The sequence below is a fragment of the Bradyrhizobium sp. CCBAU 51627 genome (assembly GCF_028128765.1).
Classification (GTDB): Bacteria; Pseudomonadota; Alphaproteobacteria; order Rhizobiales; family Xanthobacteraceae; genus Bradyrhizobium.
The window spans coordinates 1-15,225 of record NZ_LBJG01000085.1; the positions used below are offsets into that span (position 1 = coordinate 1).

19 protein-coding genes and 1 pseudogene are annotated in these 15,225 nt (G+C 63.1%); 14 read left to right on the forward strand and 6 right to left on the reverse strand.

Annotation, left to right across the window (positions count from 1 at the left end; all coding sequences use genetic code 11):
• Positions 1-88: 88 nt before the first annotated feature.
• Entirely contained in the window at positions 89-793 is a 705-nt protein-coding gene (locus tag XH88_RS30055; protein ID WP_271671845.1) for a hypothetical protein, read from the reverse strand.
• A 527-nt stretch (positions 794-1,320) separates the two neighbouring features.
• Between XH88_RS30055 and XH88_RS30060 the strand changes: the two genes are divergently transcribed.
• The gene (locus XH88_RS30060; RefSeq protein WP_271671846.1) at positions 1,321-1,971 is read left to right on the forward strand and encodes a DUF2306 domain-containing protein; all 651 of its coding nucleotides are present in this window, start codon (positions 1,321-1,323) and stop codon (positions 1,969-1,971) included.
• Between the two features lie 5 nt (positions 1,972-1,976).
• Here XH88_RS30060 and XH88_RS30065 read toward each other — a convergent pair.
• The 4 genes and pseudogenes from XH88_RS30065 to XH88_RS30080 all read right to left on the reverse strand — a co-directional run.
• Positions 1,977-2,060: pseudogene (locus XH88_RS30065) on the reverse strand (YbaK/EbsC family protein); the annotation flags it as partial.
• 42 nt (positions 2,061-2,102) lie between these two features.
• Complete coding sequence (locus XH88_RS30070; protein ID WP_271671847.1) at positions 2,103-3,182, reverse strand: YeeE/YedE family protein; 1,080 nt, start codon at positions 3,180-3,182, stop codon at positions 2,103-2,105.
• Positions 3,183-3,254: 72 nt separating this feature from the next.
• On the reverse strand, positions 3,255-3,605 hold the full coding sequence (locus XH88_RS30075; RefSeq protein WP_028137430.1) for an ArsR/SmtB family transcription factor: 351 nt from the start codon (positions 3,603-3,605) through the stop codon (positions 3,255-3,257).
• Between the two features lie 30 nt (positions 3,606-3,635).
• Positions 3,636-4,007: a thioredoxin gene (locus XH88_RS30080; RefSeq protein WP_442868493.1), complete on the reverse strand. Its 372-nt coding sequence runs from the start codon at positions 4,005-4,007 to the stop codon at positions 3,636-3,638.
• Positions 4,008-4,081: 74 nt separating this feature from the next.
• Here XH88_RS30080 and XH88_RS30085 point away from each other — a divergent pair, with 74 nt between their 5' ends.
• On the forward strand, positions 4,082-4,813 hold the full coding sequence (locus XH88_RS30085) for a cytochrome c biogenesis CcdA family protein (RefSeq protein ID WP_271671848.1): 732 nt from the start codon (positions 4,082-4,084) through the stop codon (positions 4,811-4,813).
• Position 4,814: 1 nt separating this feature from the next.
• Here XH88_RS30085 and XH88_RS30090 read toward each other — a convergent pair whose 3' ends face one another.
• Complete coding sequence (locus XH88_RS30090) at positions 4,815-5,534, reverse strand: hypothetical protein (RefSeq protein ID WP_271671849.1); 720 nt, start codon at positions 5,532-5,534, stop codon at positions 4,815-4,817.
• A gap of 87 nt (positions 5,535-5,621) precedes the next feature.
• Here XH88_RS30090 and XH88_RS30095 point away from each other — a divergent pair, with 87 nt between their 5' ends.
• The 12 genes from XH88_RS30095 to XH88_RS30150 all read left to right on the forward strand — a co-directional run bounded on the left by XH88_RS30095 (position 5,622) and on the right by XH88_RS30150 (position 15,137).
• Positions 5,622-6,203 (forward strand): SoxW family protein, encoded by a 582-nt coding sequence (locus XH88_RS30095; protein ID WP_271671850.1) that lies wholly within the window; start codon positions 5,622-5,624, stop codon positions 6,201-6,203.
• Between the two features lie 131 nt (positions 6,204-6,334).
• On the forward strand, positions 6,335-6,778 hold the full coding sequence (soxX, locus tag XH88_RS30100; RefSeq protein WP_442868494.1) for a sulfur oxidation c-type cytochrome SoxX: 444 nt from the start codon (positions 6,335-6,337) through the stop codon (positions 6,776-6,778).
• Between the two features lie 18 nt (positions 6,779-6,796).
• Positions 6,797-7,249: a thiosulfate oxidation carrier protein SoxY gene (soxY, locus tag XH88_RS30105; RefSeq protein ID WP_271671851.1), complete on the forward strand. Its 453-nt coding sequence runs from the start codon at positions 6,797-6,799 to the stop codon at positions 7,247-7,249.
• A gap of 18 nt (positions 7,250-7,267) precedes the next feature.
• Complete coding sequence (gene soxZ / locus XH88_RS30110; RefSeq protein WP_271671852.1) at positions 7,268-7,594, forward strand: thiosulfate oxidation carrier complex protein SoxZ; 327 nt, start codon at positions 7,268-7,270, stop codon at positions 7,592-7,594.
• Between the two features lie 28 nt (positions 7,595-7,622).
• The gene (gene soxA / locus XH88_RS30115) at positions 7,623-8,444 is read left to right on the forward strand and encodes a sulfur oxidation c-type cytochrome SoxA (RefSeq protein ID WP_271671853.1); all 822 of its coding nucleotides are present in this window, start codon (positions 7,623-7,625) and stop codon (positions 8,442-8,444) included.
• A gap of 27 nt (positions 8,445-8,471) precedes the next feature.
• A complete protein-coding gene (gene soxB / locus XH88_RS30120; protein ID WP_271671854.1) occupies positions 8,472-10,163 on the forward strand; it encodes a thiosulfohydrolase SoxB in 1,692 nt (563 codons plus the stop codon).
• Between the two features lie 6 nt (positions 10,164-10,169).
• Positions 10,170-11,441, forward strand: coding sequence for a sulfite dehydrogenase (soxC, locus tag XH88_RS30125; RefSeq protein ID WP_271671855.1), 1,272 nt, complete (start codon positions 10,170-10,172; stop codon positions 11,439-11,441).
• On the forward strand, positions 11,425-12,117 hold the full coding sequence (locus tag XH88_RS30130) for a c-type cytochrome (protein WP_271671856.1): 693 nt from the start codon (positions 11,425-11,427) through the stop codon (positions 12,115-12,117). Before soxC ends, XH88_RS30130 begins: the two co-directional genes overlap by 17 nt.
• Before the next feature lie 26 nt (positions 12,118-12,143).
• Positions 12,144-12,575, forward strand: coding sequence for a DsrE family protein (locus tag XH88_RS30135; RefSeq protein WP_271671961.1), 432 nt, complete (start codon positions 12,144-12,146; stop codon positions 12,573-12,575).
• Positions 12,576-12,591: 16 nt separating this feature from the next.
• On the forward strand, positions 12,592-13,497 hold the full coding sequence (locus XH88_RS30140) for an alpha/beta hydrolase (RefSeq protein WP_271671857.1): 906 nt from the start codon (positions 12,592-12,594) through the stop codon (positions 13,495-13,497).
• An 8-nt stretch (positions 13,498-13,505) separates the two neighbouring features.
• Positions 13,506-13,949, forward strand: a complete 444-nt coding sequence (locus XH88_RS30145; protein WP_271671858.1) for a DsrE family protein — start codon at positions 13,506-13,508, stop codon at positions 13,947-13,949.
• 87 nt (positions 13,950-14,036) lie between these two features.
• Positions 14,037-15,137: a YeeE/YedE family protein gene (locus tag XH88_RS30150; protein ID WP_271671962.1), complete on the forward strand. Its 1,101-nt coding sequence runs from the start codon at positions 14,037-14,039 to the stop codon at positions 15,135-15,137.
• The last annotated feature ends 88 nt before the right edge of the window (positions 15,138-15,225 follow it).

Sequence of the window (15,225 nt, forward strand, 5' to 3'; positions counted from 1 at the left end):
AATCGGCCATGCACTCGACGCCTTCACCTCCGAGGAATGCGCCAACTACCTCAAAAATTCAGGCTATCGGACCTAATGCCATCACGCTTTAGGCCCTGAACTGCCGTCGGTACAAATCCGGCTCGCGTCGGAGCGCGTCTTGCAACTCATGCATCCGGCGTGTGTCTTCCGCGGTGAAGGCTGACACCTCGCTTGTCCAACTCTCCCGCCGAACAGGAATGCACTGGGCTATCGGCGTTCCCTTCGGAAGCACGCCGTGGAAGTTCGTATCATGCCAGTTCGCGGGAAAATGGATCCAGTTGTCGACGTAACGGTCGCAATCGACGAGACCGCTGAGCGTCGTGAAAGGCAGGTCGAACCGGTTGATGGGGTGCGTGAAGTAGAGCGCGTAGCCTGCCGGGGCTTCAATCGTCCAGAGATTGTGGAACTTGACAACGAAGCGATCGTCGTCGAACAGCGGCGTGCCCGTAACCTGGCCAGGATCGTGGAAGCTGATCGGCGAGCGTGGAAAATTGATCTCGCCTGTCGGCAAGTCGTTGTCCCAAGTAATCTGGCCATCCTCCACCCGTAAATCGCAGATCAGCGGAATGAGAAAGCCGTTTGTCATGGCGTCGACGAAGGGTGGACAGCGCTTTACGGTCTGCTCTTCCTGGAGATTTAGCGCGCTGAAGGCCTTTGTCGGCATCGCTTTGAGCCAGCCGGGAAGGCCGAGGCTCGCCGGAACAGGAATCGGCAGCAAACCTTCAAGCGCCTGGGGGCAGCGGAATTTTATTGTCAGCTTATCTTCGGACATCGCGCGAGGTTATCCTCCCTCCTCTTATTGGGCTAGCAAACTCCCACTCTGGAACGAATGATATCAGAGTGCGCGCTGAGCGTCTTGCTTCAAACCTATAGGCGCAATGGCGACCTCCTTCTTCCCGGCGATGTCTGGTTGCGGCCCATCGCGACTTTGCTACGGTTGCCCAAGACGGGCGGTATTAGGGCGAAGCGGACATCGCGCACGGCCTATAAGTACGCGTCTGAAGTTTCGATTAGCTGGCTCCGGCCGCATGGCGGCCGGATCGCCGCCACCGGCGCGCGCAAGATAGATGCCGTCGTCCAGCCGCCATGGCTCGATCTGTCAAGTCCCGCCCAGATGCAGCGCCTTTCATCACGATAGAGCCGCCGGTCGTCCCACCACGCATTCCTTCATCCCTTTTGCCGGGTCGGCTGTCCCTCAATCCTTGTCCCCCCGAATGGTTCGATCATCGTGCGGATCAACCGTTCGGGAAACCCCGTCGGTAGAGCGACATTCTGACGAACTGCAGGGGCGCAAGCCAGATGGACAAGGAATACAACTCCCAAATTGGACGGGGCGTCATGATCGTGCTCGCCACAGTCGTAGCCGCGTATTCCTTGCGATACTACGGCGCGTTGGGAAACGTGTGGGCCGGTATCGATCCAAAGATCAAGGCAGTCATATTGCAGGCGCCGCTACAGGCTCTGATCCATATGTTCATCGCCCCGGTCGCATTGGCCCTCGGTCCGCTCCAGTTCTATCCGGGGTTACGCGTGCGCCGTCCGATGTTGCATCGATGGTCAGGCCGAGTTTACGTCCTGGCATGCGTGACGGGTGGAGGAGGCGCATTGGCTACAGTACCGTTTGCTTCGGGCGGATGGGTAGCGGGTCTCGGCTTCGGAATTCTCGCCTTGTTGTGGGTCGGAACGACCACGGCCGCCTGGATTTCGGCAGTACGGAGGCAATTTGAATGGCACCGGCTGCTCATGCGATTCAGCTATGCGATGACATTCGGAGCCGTTGTTCTTCGCTTGCAGATTCCAGTCGGCTATCTGTTGGGCTACGACAGCTACTCCAGCATGTCCCCGGTTCTGGCGTTTACTTCGTGGGTACCCAATGTCGTCATTGTTGCCCTGTATTCGATGCAGGAAGCCCGGTGGTGTTCTCGCTCATCGGAGTCTGCGCGCTTATGAGCCCAGACGCCGCCGACCTCGTGGCCCGTGATGTCGGCGACCTCTTCCGGTCCCAGCATCTTCGGCTTGCCGCCGATCTGCGCGCGAACTCAATGGCTGGTCCATCCTCGCGGCTATCGGCAGTTTTTCTTCTACGTCGAGACACCGAATAGCTTGCGCACTGCTGGCAGCCATTCGCCGGTCATCGTGAACTCGAGTCCCAGTCGAGCTCCGCAGGCAATCGCCAGCATGGTGATCGGCGCCGAGACGGCGAGCGTCGAGAACGCGCTCAAGCCCTGGCCGATGGTGCATCCCATCGACATGACCCCTCCGAAGCCCATCAGGAGTGCGCCGGTCATGTGACGCTTCAATTCGCGCGCGTCGTCGCAGGCTTCCCAGCGAAAGCCGCGCGCGAGCATCGCCGAGGCGAAAGAGCTTGCCACGACACCGGCAACGGAGCCGATGCCGAAATTCAGCCGCGCACCTGAGAAGGTGGCGACGTAGAGGATGGTGTCGCCGAGTGGCGCGACGAAAGTGAGCGATGAGACGCGGGCGGGGTCGAATTCGTCGTCGGCCAGCCACCCCGTCGCGAACCAGCCGAATGCGATCGCGCCGCCGACGGCGAGACCCGAGACCAATAGTCGGGGCGACCGGATCAGCCGGCCGTCTGCAAAGGCCCAGACCGCGAGCGCAATGGCAATCGACACGACGAGGAGTGCACGCATCGCACTTCCGGCGCCCAGCAGCGAGGTCAAGGTCTGGTTGGTGCCCTCCGGGAGCCGCAGCGACAAAGGTTCGATCAGCATCACGCGCAACATCCCGGTGATGCCGCGCATGGTCGCGAGCGCAGAGAGGCCGAGCACGAGAAAGACAACGATGGCTCGCAAATCGCCGCCGCCGACGCGGACCAGCGTGCCGAAACCGCAGGTGCCGACCAGGGCCATGCCGATGCCGAACATCAACCCGCCGACGATCGCGCCGCCAAGTCCGATCGACGACGTCAGGTAGATCGACCGCGACAGATCGACGACACCGAATTCGGCAAGCGCCTGGGTCGCAAGCAGCGCCACGGCCGCAGCCAGCGCAAAGGACTTCAGCCGGCGTAAATCCGACCCGAAAAACGCGTCCTCGAGCATCGCGAGTGTGCAAAACCGTCCGGCACGACCGGCGACGCCGAGCACGGCGCCGGCGGCAAGCCCGCATGCAAACGCTATGGTTGACGGATTCAGCATTCCTCCCGGAGATGTTTGTTCTTCGCCTCGGGCACTCTGCGCCGGAAGGCCGCCGAAATCCAGCGCGGAGAATTACCGGCGGCGACGGCGCACCGGCTCGCAGAACACATCGTAGACCGCGGTCAATATCTTGCGGACGTCCTCGCTGGCGAGGCTGTAGTAGATTGTCTTGCCATCGCGGCGGGTGGTGACGAGCCGGTCGAGCCGCAGCCGCGCGAGTTGCTGGGAGACGGTCGACTGCCGTTCGCCGAGGAACTGCTCGAGTTCGGTCACCGACTTCTCGCCCTCGGCGAGGATGCAAAGCAGCAGCAATCGGGATTCATGCGACAGCGCCTTTAGCATGTCGCTCGCCTCGCGCGCCTTCTCGATCATCTGCTCGAGTTCGGCGGATCCCTCGATCTCCTTCAGCTTTGGCAACGGCATCGCGTCAAATTCCTCAACGACATCTTCTAGTCACGACCTGCCGGGCGTCGATCCCGATCCGGCCAGGATCCGGCTCAGCAGGCCGAAGAAGAAGGAATCCCCCGGATAGCCGCGAATGCGGCCGATCTCCCGGCCCTCTTGTACCACGACGAAGCTCGGCGTGAAGACACCCGGATCGATTCCGGAGAGATCGGCGGGCAGCGGACGGTTGAGGTCGACGCGGCGCAGCGGCGCCGCCCGGCCCTCCTCGGTCCTGCTGTAGATCGGCGCGATCTCGGCGTCAAAGCGCGCGCACCACACGCAGCCGGCCCGTTCGAACATGACGAGTTCGGCCGCGCGCGATCCCGTCGCGGGCAGCGCGAGCATGATGGCGACCACGAGCAATCCGATGATTCGGCTCATCCTGCGCAATGGACCTCTGGACTTCGTTGCCCCTTTATATCATTAAATTCGTATATGTGCTAGGGATGGATGCAATGACCTTGGACGTCACGCTTGGCGCGGCTTTTGTCGCGGGCCTCTTGTCGTTTCTGTCGCCCTGCATCCTGCCGCTCGTCCCGCCGTTCCTCTGCTACATGGCCGGCGTCTCTGTCACGGATCTCTCGGATGGTCGGCCTGAACTGCGGCCACGCATCCTGGTCTCGGCGCTAGCCTTCGTGGCCGGTTTTTCCCTGGTTTTCGTCGCGCTTGGTTCGACGGCATCGATGGCAGGACGTTTCATTTCTGCTCATCTTTCGACGCTCGGCATCGCCGCAGGCGTCCTGATCGTCGTGATGGGTCTGCATTTTCTCGGCGTGATCAGAATTCCGCTCCTCTATCGCAGCGCCACGCTGCAGATCGAGAGCCGGCCAGCCGGCGTCGCGGGCGCCTTCGTCATGGGGCTGGCGTTCGCGTTCGGGTGGACGCCCTGCGCGGGGCCGATCCTCGCTGCCGTCCTGCTCATGGCGGGATCCGAGGATACCACCGCAAGAGGGGCTTTATTGCTGCTTGCCTATTCGGTCGGCACCGGCATTCCCTTTCTTGTCGCCGCCGCTTTCACCGGTCGCTTCATCGGAGCGCTCGGCCGCGTGCGCCGGCACCTCGGCATGGTCGAGAAGACCATGGGCGCCTTTCTGGTCGCGACGGGATTGATGTTCTTGACCGGGCTGATGCCTGCAGTCTCGGAATGGCTGCTGGAGCTTTTTCCCGCGCTGACCAGCATCGGTTGATCTAGCCGAAACGGAAATCCAGCAGCTGGGCGTAAGACTGCAGCTCGATCAGGTAGCGATGCACGAGCGCTCCGTCGCCGGCCATCGCCGCATGGGCGATCTCGCTGCTGCTGGCGATCGCGCCCTCGATCAGCCGGCGGAACTCGTTTCTTTCAGCGATGTCCGCCCGCGCCCAATCGTTGCAACGCTGCAGACGATCGCGCAGTGCACTCGCCGCGGCAACGGTATCCTCGGCATGAGCAGGTGCGGGCTGCTCGCCGTACCGCGTGGCTGCAATGCGCAACGTTTCCATGGCGGGCGCGATCTCGAAGACGCAGTCGCCGAGATCGTAGAGGCCGGACTGGCGCCGAAGCTGATGGAATGATTGGCGAAGCAGCTGCAGCTCACGGCCGGCGGCGACATTGTCTCCGCTGTCGAGTGCGTGCGCGACGGCTCCAAGCCGCTCGCCCCCTTGGCCGAGAAATTCCGTCAGCGTGGCCGGCATGTGCGGGGGCGGGAGATTCGACGCAGTTGTCTCGAGCCGCTTCCAGGCTGTCACGGCCTCTTCGGTCTCCATCTGCGCCAACGCGATGTTTCCGGTTCGCGCGTAGCTCGCGGCCGTGCGCAGATTGGCCATGATAGGCTCCATCGCCGATGCGAAATGCTTCGCGCCGTCGTTCTCGGCGCCCCACGCGAGCGTGCCGCAGGCCAGAAATGCCAAAAGCGCGATGATGCAGCGCAAGATGGGAAATCCTTGTCATATTATGATATTTGAATATCATAATTAAACTGATGCAACCCGCAATATCCTTCGAGGCTGAAATTCCCGATGTCCCTCAGCAGGTCGACGCGGCGTGATTTTCTGGCATTGGCCTCGGGCGCCGCGCTTGCCGCCGGCTGCGGGGAAGCCGTGGCCGAGCCCGTGCTGGGAGATGATGGGCTCTATCACGAGCCCTGGTTCCTGCAGAGCTTCCTCGATCTGCGCGAGGACCTCGAGACCGCTGCCGCCAACGGCAAGCGCCTCGCCATCATGTGGGAGTTGCGCGGTTGCCCCTATTGCCGCGAAACGCATCTGGTGAATTTCGCGGATGCCGGTATTGCGAACTACATCCGCGACAATTTCGAGGTGCTCCAGCTCAATCTGATCGGGTCCCGCAAGGTTACGGACTTCGATCGTCAGGAATTGTCCGAGAAGGATCTTGCCCAGAGATACGGGATCAGATTTACCCCGACGTTCCAGTTCTTTCCGCCGTCTTCCAGCGGCATCGAGGCGAGCGCACCGATGGCGAGGGAGGTCGCGCGGGCGCCCGGCTATCTGAAGCCGCAACATTTCCTGGCGATGTTCCGTTTCGTGCGGGAGCGCGCCTATGAACGCGGCTCGTTCAGGGATTTCCTCGCCGCCAGCGGCTAGGCCCCGCGATCGCGCGCAGATTTATCTTGACGTCGCCTAATACATTAACATATCATGATTTATGAATGTGACGGGTCGTTGGGCCCGTCATCAACGAGGCGGGCGTCACCTCGCCATCAAGGGTAGGAAACATGCGGCGCTCGCTTGCTGCTGCGTTTGCTTTATGTCTGATGGTCGGTAGCGCCTGCGCGCAGGAGCCGATCAAGCTCGACATCGTCAGCGATTCCCTGCCGAAATCCCTGACCGGTTCGCCCGGCAATGCCGAGGCCGGCAAGAAAGTGTTCTTGACCCGCACGCTCGGCAATTGCCTGGCTTGCCATCAAGTCACCAGCCTGAAATCCGAGGAATTCCACGGTGAGTTCGGTCCGTCGCTCGACGGCGTGGCCGGCCGCTATACCGAGGCGCAATTGCGCCTCATCGTCGCCGACCCCAAGCGCATCTTCACCGACACGGTCATGCCGGCCTTCCTCAAGAACGACGGCTTGAACCGTGTGCGCCCGGAGTTCGTCGGCAAGTCCATTCTGACGGCCGCGCAGGTCGAAGATGTCATCGCTTTTCTCAAGACGCTGAACTGACGGCGAGGAGGATTAGGAATGAAGGCCATCAATCGACGGCAGGCATTTGCGCTCGGGGGCGGCTTCGTCCTGCTGACCCTGATGCCCATGGCGGCCGATGCCGAAGTGACGAACGACGCGGCGAAGTGGATCGAGAAGTTCACCGGCGGCAAGCAGCCGGCCAAGGGTAGGATTTCGCTCGATCTGCCCGAGATCGCGGAGAACGGCAACACCGTGCCGTTGTCGATCAACATCGAGAGTCCGATGACCGCGGAGTCCTACGTCAAGGACGTCATGATCATCGCCGACGGCAACCCGAATGCGGGCGTCGCGACGTTGTCGTTCACACCGATGTCGGGCAAGGCGGAAGCTTCGATCCGCATCCGGCTCGCGACCACGCAGAATGTGATTGCGATCGCGAAGATGAGCGACGGTTCGCTGTTCACGGAGCAGAAGACCGTCAAGGTCACCATCGGCGGCTGCGGCGGCTAAGGGCTGAGGAGAGAGAAGATGGCAGACAAACCGCGCATCAAGCTTCCCAAGGAAGCAGCCAAGGGCGAAGTCATCCAGATCAAGACGCTGGTCTCGCACGTCATGGAATCGGGGCAGCGCAAGGACGCGCAGGGTAAGACCATTCCGCGCAAGATCATCAACAAGTTCGCATGCGAGTTCAACGGCAAGCCGGTGTTCGCTTGCGCGCTGGAGCCTGCGATCTCGGCCAATCCCTACATCCAGTTCGATGCCAGGATCGACGAGGCCGGCACGTTCAAGTTCTCCTGGACCGACGACGACGGCACGGTGATCGCAGCCGAAGAGAAGATCGCGCTCAAGGCCTGATGCGCGCCGCGCTTCGAGGGAGGGACCGATGCTGCAACGATATCTTGGGTTCGCCGCCGCGGTCGTCGTGCTCGCGTCGGTCGCGACCTGCGCCTCCGCGCAGGAAGCCGAACGCAAGGGCATCCCGGCACCGCCCGGGCACGTGTTCAAGACCATCATCTCCGGCTACGAATTCCGCAGCAAGGAGACCCGTGCGCTTCAGGACGACGATCTCGAAAATCCGGGCTTTCTCGCCGTAGAACGCGCCGCCGACGTCTGGAAGAAGGTCGAGGGCAGTGAGGGCAAGTCCTGCATGAGTTGCCATGGCGAAGCCGAGACCAGCATGAAGGGCGTCGGCGCCGCCATGCCGAAATGGGACGACAAGCTGAAGAAGCCGGTCAATCTCGAGCAGCGCATCAACATCTGCCGCACCGAACACATGAAGGCGGAGCCGTGGAAATTCAAGTCCCAGGAACTGACCGACATGACGACTTTCGTGCGCTACCAGTCGCACGGCATGCCGGCGACGGTGAAGACCGACGGCCCGATGTCGCCCTGGTTCGAGCGCGGCAAGCAGACCTATTACACACGTTTCGGCCAGCTTGATCTCGCCTGCGCCTCCTGCCACGAGCGCAACAACGGCAAGTTCATGCGCGCGGATTTTCTGAGCCAGGGCCAGACCAACGGCTTTCCGACCTACCGGCTGCGTGACCAGCGCCTGGTGCCGCTGCACGAGCGGTTTGAGGGCTGCATGTTCGACGTGCGCGCCGAGCCGTTCAAGCCCTTATCGGACGAGTTCCTTGCGCTCGAAATCTATGTCGCCTGGCGGGGTATCGGATTGCCAGTCGAGACGCCGTCGGTGCGCAACTGAAACGATGAGCTTGCAGGAGTACTGCGCATGATCTCACGCCGCGAATTCATCCAGGTGGCTGCGGCAACGGCGGCACTCTCGACCGGTGTCGGCGCCGGCCTGACCCGAGCGGTTGCCCAGCAGCGCCTGACCGAGAAGGAGTTGCTGGCGTTCGAGCCGCTCGGCAACGTCACGCTGGTGCATGTGACCGACATCCACGGTCAGCTCATGCCGCTCTATTTCCGCGAGCCGTCGACCAATCTCGGCGTGGGCGAAGCGAAGGGGCTTCCGCCGCACGTCACCGGCAAGGAGTTCCTCGCCCGCTTCGGTATCGCGCCGGGCTCGTCGGCAGCCTACGCCCTGACGTCGGAGGATTTCGAAGCGCTGGCCAAGAGCTACGGCCGGATCGGCGGTCTGGATCGTGCCGCCACCGTGATAAAGGCCATCCGCGCCGAGCGCGGCGACAAGGTGGCGCTGCTCGACGGCGGCGACACCTGGCAGGGATCGTGGTCGTCTTTGAAGACGCGCGGCCAGGACATGATCGACTGCGTGGCGCTGCTCAGGCCCGACGCCATGACTGGCCATTGGGAGTTCACTTACGGCACCGAGCGCGTGAAGCAGGCGATCGAGAGCCTCGGTTTCCCGTTCCTCGGCCTCAACATTCGCGATACCGAATGGAACGAGGCAGCGTTCGACGCCTCGACCATGATCGAGCGCGGCGGCGTCAAGATCGCGGTGCTCGGCCAGGCATTTCCCTATACGCCGGTTGCCAATCCGCGCTGGATGATTCCGAACTGGTCCTTTGGCGTGCGCGAGGAGGATGTCCAGGCGCAGGTCGACAAGGCTCGCAAGAGTGGCGCGCAGCTCGTCGTGCTGCTCTCCCACAATGGCTTCGACGTCGATCGCAAGCTTGCCAGCCGCGTCAAGGGCATCGACGTCATCCTGACCGGGCACACACATGACGCGCTGCCGGAGGCGGTCAAGGTCGGAAAGACGCTGCTGATCGCTTCCGGCTCGTCGGGCAAGTTCGTCTCGCGGCTCGATCTCGACGTCCGCGACGGCGAGGTCAAGGCTTTCAGGTACAAGCTCATCCCGCTGTTTTCCGATGTGATCACGGCGGACACCGAGATGGCTGCCAAGATCGCCGAGGTGCGCAAGCCCTTCGCGTCGGAGCTGTCCAAGGTGCTCGGCAAGACGGAGTCGCTGCTCTATCGGCGTGGGAATTTCAACGGCACGTTCGATGATCTGATCTGCCAGGCGCTGATGCAGGAGCGCGATGCCGAGATCGCGCTCTCGCCCGGCTTCCGCTGGGGCACCAGCGTTCTACCGGGTCAGGACATCACCTTCGAGGACGTCACCAACGCAACCGCGATCACCTATCCAGCCGTCTACCGTATGGGCATGACGGGGGCGCGATTGAAGGAGATCATCGAGGACGTTGCCGACAACCTCTTCAACGTCGATCCCTATTATCAGCAGGGCGGCGACATGGTGCGGATCGGCGGGCTGTCCTACGCGATCGATGTCACGAAGCCGCAAGGCAGCCGCATCTCGGACTTGCAGCTGGTCAAGACCGGCGCGCCGATCGACCCCGCCAGGGAATATCAGGTCGCCGGCTGGGCCAGCGTCAATGAAGGAACCGAAGGGCCGCCGATCTGGGAGCTCGTCGGCAATTATCTGACCCGAGAGAAGGTGGTTCGCCTCGAACCCAACAGAGCTGTCAAAGTCACCGGAGCGTAAGAAGCGATGTCGAAGATGGACAGTCCCCGGCAATCCCGACGCAACTTTCTGGCCGCTGGGGCCGGTGTTGCCGCATCGGTGCTTGCCAAGCCCGCTCTTGCCGGCGGCGGCAATCCGGCCAACCAGCCTCCAAATGTCCCCGAATGGACCAAGGCCCTCGGCGAAGGCGTCGCCGTGCGCCCGTACGGCAAGCCTTCGAAATTCGAGAAGGACGTCGTCCGGCGCGACGTCGAATGGCTGACCGCCTCGCGCGAATCCTCGGTGAGTTTCACGCCGCTGCACGAGCTCGAAGGCATCATCACGCCGAACGGACTCTGCTTCGAGCGGCATCACGGCGGCATCGCCGAGATCGATCCGGCCGACCATCGCCTGATGATCCATGGGTTGGTCGAACGTCCGCTGATCCTGACTCTGGAGGAGCTGAAGCGCTATCCGCGCGTCAACCGCATCCATTTCATGGAGTGTGCTGCCAACTCCGGCATGGAGTGGCGCGGCGCGCAGCTCAATGGGTGTCAGTTCACCCACGGCATGATCCACTGCGTGCAGTACACCGGCGTGTCGCTGCGCACACTGCTGGAAGAGGCCGGCGTGAAGACCAACGGCAAGTGGTTGCTGGTCGAGGGCGCCGACGCGGCGGCGATGGATCGCAGCCTGCCGATCGAGAAGGCGCTCGACGACTGCATCATCGCCTACAAGATGAATGGCGAGGCGCTCTATCCCGAACAGGGCTACCCGATGCGGCTCGTGGTGCCGGGCTGGCAGGGCAATCTCTGGGTCAAGTGGCTGCGCCGCATCAAGGTCGGCGACCAGCCCTGGCACACCCGCGAGGAGACGTCGAAATACACGGATCTGCTCCCGAACGGCAAGGCGCGGCGCTTCACCTGGTCGATGGACGCCAAGTCGGTGATCACAAGCCCGAGTCCGCAGGCGCCGATCAGGCACGGCAAGGGTTTCACGATCGTCTCGGGTCTCGCCTGGAGCGGCAATGGCAAAGTGAAGCGGGTTGACGTGTCGCTCGACGGCGGCCGCAACTGGTGGCCGGCGCGGCTCGATGGTCCCGTGCTCGACAAGGCGCTGACACGTTTCTATTACGAGTTCGACTGGAACGGCGAACCGCTGCTGCTGCAATCGCGCGTGCAGGACGAGACCGATTACGTGCAGCCGAGCAAGGCCGAGCTGCGCAAGATCCGCGGCGTCAACTCCATCTATCACAACAATGGCATCCAGACCTGGCACGTACAGGCCAATGGTGAGGTCGAGAATGTCGAAGTCGCCTAAGTTCATTGCAGCCGCGCTGCTCGCTTGCGCGCTGAGCGCGCCGGCGCTCGCGCAACAGAAGGCGGACGCCAAGGGCGGGCCGCGCTATCACATCGGACGCGCACCGACCGCGGACGAGATCCGTGGTTGGGATATCGACGTCCGGCCCGACGGTCAGGGCCTGCCGGAGGGCAAGGGCACGGTCGCACAGGGCGAAAAGCTGTTCATGGACAATTGCTCGACCTGCCACGGCGAGTTCGGTGAAGGCAACGGCCGCTGGCCGGTGCTGGCCGGCGGCAAGGGCTCGCTGACATCTGACAATCCGGTCAAGACCGTCGGCTCGTACTGGCCCTACGCGTCTACCGTATTCGACTATGTCCGTCACGCCATGCCCTACGGCAATGCGGAATCGTTTTCGGTCAACGAATACTACGCGCTGGTCGCCTATGTGCTGTACCTGAACGACGTCGTCACCGACCAGAATTTCGAGCTGACCAACAAGAATCTTGCCACGATCAAGATGCCGAACGAGCAGGGCTTTGTGATGGACGACCGTGCCACCAGCGAGAAGTCGTTCTGGCAGAAAGATCCCTGCATGAAGGATTGCATAGCGCCGGTCAAAATCACCGCGCGCGCCGCCGTCATCGACGTGACGCCTGAAGACACGAAGGACGGGAAGCCGAGAGGCGTGGAGTGAGGGCGGAAGCAAGCCGCCGCTCGGCGCTGTGCGCGGCGCTTGGCGTCGGCTTGCTCATCGCAGCCTTTCAGGCTCCGGCGCAGGCGGCCGAGCCGCACCGGCTCGCGCTGCAGATCAGTGACGACGACCCGGTCAAGATGCGCGCCGTGCTCGATGTTGCGGCCAACGTCTCGCGGCATTATTCCGGGCAGGGCGAGGACGTCGAGATCGTCATCATCGCTTTCAACGGAGGTCTCGATATGCTGCTTGCGGACCGCTCGCCGGTGAAGGAGCGCCTGGTGAATTTCCTGAAATCGATGCCCAATGCGAGTTTCATCGCCTGCGGCAACACGCTGGAGACGTTGGCTGCGAAGGAGGGCCGGCGACCGCCGCTGATCGAGGACATCAGCGTCACCCAGGTCGGCGTTGCCGCGCTGATGGATCTGGCGGAAAAGAACTGGACGATCGTCCGTCCCTGAGGAGGGGATCCGCTCGATGCGATGGTTGCTGGGACTGGTTGTCTTGCTCGTGCTGGCAGTGCCCGCCGACGCCACCGAGCAGGAGCTCGAACTGTCGATCAACGGCCACACGGCGCTCGCGACATTGCGCACGCCAACGTCGATGGGGCCGGATACGCCGCTCGTCGTGATGACTCACGGCACGCTCGCCCACAAGGACATGGAAGTCGTCCAGGGCGTTGCCAAGGCGCTTGAACAGCGCGGCATCGCTACGCTCGCCCATACGCTGTCGCTGGGGCTCGACCGCCGCAAGGGTATGTATGACTGCGCCGTGCGGCATGACTATGTCACTGCAGATGCGGTTGCGGAGATCGCGGCGTGGGTGAACCGGGCAAAGGACATATCCCGGCTCGTCTTCACGTTCGGCCATTCTCGCGGCGGCAACCAGGTCGCGCGCTACCTGGCCGCGAACGAGGCCCCGCCGGTGGCTGGCGCGGTGCTGCTGGCGCCGGTTACCGCGAAGGCCGAAGCCGACTTGCGGGTCTCCTATGCCCGGACTTATGGCAAGCCGCTCGAGCCATTGCTGGAGCAGGCAACGAAGGCTGTCGTAGCGGGCCGCGGCGGAGAGTGGATGGACGTGCCGGGCTTTATCTATTGCCGCAACGCGGTAGTGACCGCGCGCAGCTTCACGTCCTTCTATGCTGCCGATGCCAGCCAGGATACCGCAGCGCTGGTGTCGCGCGTGAAGCTGCCGGTGCTGGTGCTCGCCGCCACCAAGGACGCGGTCGTTCCCGATGTGATAGCGTCCTTCGCACCGCTAGCCGATTCGAGCGGCGGCCGGGTGCATCTCGACAAGATCGATGACGCCGATCATTTTTTTCGCGACCTTTTCGCGGAAGACGTCGCCGATCACATTGCTGACTTCATCAAGCAGACACGATAGGAGGGACCATGCAGCGTCGATCCATGCTTCGCGCGAGCCTTGCCGGACTATTCGGCGCTCTTGCCCTGCGCGAGGCCTCCGCGGCGACGGAAGCGCCCACGCGACAGCGCGTCGTCTATCACCTCGCCGATGCCGAACGTGTCGTCTTCGTTCTGGGCAACCTCCAGAATCACGTCGATGGCGTCGGCGGACCCGGCAAGGCCGACATCAGGCTGGTCGTGCATGGACCGGCGCTCCGCGCCTTTCACGCGCTCGCCGCCGAGGATCACACCGTTGCGATGATGACGAAGCTCGTCGATGCCGGCGTCGGATTTGATGCCTGCGCCAACACCATGAAGGCGCAGGGCGTCAAGCTCGACGACCTCACGCCGGGCTTCGTGGTGGCCGAGAAAGGTGGCGTGGTGCGGCTCGCCGAGCTGCAACAGCAGGGATATGCCTATCTGCGGCCATGACCGATATCGCGAGCCTTGATTTGGCTCATATGACGCTGCATCGGCGAGCGATAGATTGGCATAGCTTCAGGGAAAACCGAGGTGGCTGTGCAGACCACGCTGATCGATCTCCTGGGGGAAGACCTGCTGTCATGGCTGGGCGGACTCCTGGTCGGCGGCCTCTTTGGATTTTTCGCCCAGCGCAGCCGCTTCTGCTTGCGCGCCGCGGCCGTCGAATTCTCCCGCGGTGAGGGCGGGCCGCGCCTTGCGGTCTGGCTCCTGACTTTTGCCGCGGCTCTCGCTGGTACGCAGGCGCTGGTTGCGGTCGGTTGGCTGGACGTGTCCGAGGCGCGCCAGCTCGCACAGCAGGGCAGCATCTCGGGCGCGCTGATCGGCGGCGTGATGTTCGGCTGCGGCATGATCCTCGCCCGCGGGTGCGCCAGCCGGCTGCTCGTGCTCTCGGCCAACGGCAATCTCAGGGCCCTGCTGTCGGGCCTGGTGTTTGCGGTCACTGCGCAGGCCTCATATCGCGGACTGCTGTCACCTGCGCGTGACTGGGTGACCAACCTCTGGCTGGTGGATGGCGGCCCGTCGCGCGACATCATGGCGGTGTTCGGCGGCGGCACGCCCGAGAAGCTCGCCTTTGGCGGACTATGGCTGATCGCGGGGCTCGCTTTCGCCTTTCGCAGTCAGTTGCCGCGCCGGCTGATCGTCGCCGCGCTGGCCACCGGCGCGACCGTCGTGGCGGGCTGGTCCTTCACCTATCAGCTCGCACAGGCTTCCTTCGCACCGGTGACGCTGAAGAGCCTCACCTTTAGTGGCCCCTCGGCCGAATTGCTGATGCTGGTCCTGAACAGCTCGCAGCTCCGGCTCGGATTCGATCTCGGCATCATTCCCGGTGTATTCCTCGGCTCGTTCGTCGCCGCGACACGCGCGCATGAGCTGAAGCTCGAAGGATTTTCGGACGGGCTCGGCATGCGCCGCTATCTGCTCGGCGCGGTGCTGATGGGGTTTGGCGCCATGCTCGCGGGCGGCTGCGCGGTTGGCGCCGGCGTGACCGGTGCCTCGGTGTTCGCGCTCACCGCCTGGCTCGTGCTCGGCGGCATGTGGTTGGGGGCGGGGCTCACCGATCTGCTCGTCGACCGTGGCGGCGTGACGCAGCCGCAGCAGGCGAGTCCGACAGCGTCGAGCGCTGATGCAATACTTTAGAGATTGCTAAATTAAGTTTTTTGAATATGATTTTCTCTGCGGATTGATCGTGCCGTGAGAGCGCGTCACGGGCCGCCGTCGGGGAAAC

Bases quoted from the DNA above. Each gene is read 5' to 3' on its own strand.
- XH88_RS30095 (WP_271671850.1), top strand. From the start codon at position 5,622: ATGTCCCTCAGCAGGTCGACGCGGCGTGATTTTCTGGCATTGGCCTCG.
- XH88_RS30130 (WP_271671856.1), top strand. From the start codon at position 11,425: ATGTCGAAGTCGCCTAAGTTCATTGCAGCCGCGCTGCTCGCTTGCGCG.
- XH88_RS30085 (WP_271671848.1), top strand. From the start codon at position 4,082: ATGACCTTGGACGTCACGCTTGGCGCGGCTTTTGTCGCGGGCCTCTTG.
- XH88_RS30055 (WP_271671845.1), bottom strand. From the start codon at position 793: ATGTCCGAAGATAAGCTGACAATAAAATTCCGCTGCCCCCAGGCGCTT.
- XH88_RS30070 (WP_271671847.1), bottom strand. From the start codon at position 3,182: ATGCTGAATCCGTCAACCATAGCGTTTGCATGCGGGCTTGCCGCCGGC.
- XH88_RS30145 (WP_271671858.1), top strand. From the start codon at position 13,506: ATGCAGCGTCGATCCATGCTTCGCGCGAGCCTTGCCGGACTATTCGGC.
- XH88_RS30075 (WP_028137430.1), bottom strand. From the start codon at position 3,605: ATGCCGTTGCCAAAGCTGAAGGAGATCGAGGGATCCGCCGAACTCGAG.
- XH88_RS30060 (WP_271671846.1), top strand. From the start codon at position 1,321: ATGGACAAGGAATACAACTCCCAAATTGGACGGGGCGTCATGATCGTG.
- soxB (WP_271671854.1), top strand. From the start codon at position 8,472: ATGATCTCACGCCGCGAATTCATCCAGGTGGCTGCGGCAACGGCGGCA.
- soxZ (WP_271671852.1), top strand. From the start codon at position 7,268: ATGGCAGACAAACCGCGCATCAAGCTTCCCAAGGAAGCAGCCAAGGGC.
- soxX (WP_442868494.1), top strand. From the start codon at position 6,335: ATGCGGCGCTCGCTTGCTGCTGCGTTTGCTTTATGTCTGATGGTCGGT.
- soxA (WP_271671853.1), top strand. From the start codon at position 7,623: ATGCTGCAACGATATCTTGGGTTCGCCGCCGCGGTCGTCGTGCTCGCG.
- soxY (WP_271671851.1), top strand. From the start codon at position 6,797: ATGAAGGCCATCAATCGACGGCAGGCATTTGCGCTCGGGGGCGGCTTC.
- XH88_RS30140 (WP_271671857.1), top strand. From the start codon at position 12,592: ATGCGATGGTTGCTGGGACTGGTTGTCTTGCTCGTGCTGGCAGTGCCC.
- XH88_RS30080 (WP_442868493.1), bottom strand. From the start codon at position 4,007: ATGAGCCGAATCATCGGATTGCTCGTGGTCGCCATCATGCTCGCGCTG.
- soxC (WP_271671855.1), top strand. From the start codon at position 10,170: ATGTCGAAGATGGACAGTCCCCGGCAATCCCGACGCAACTTTCTGGCC.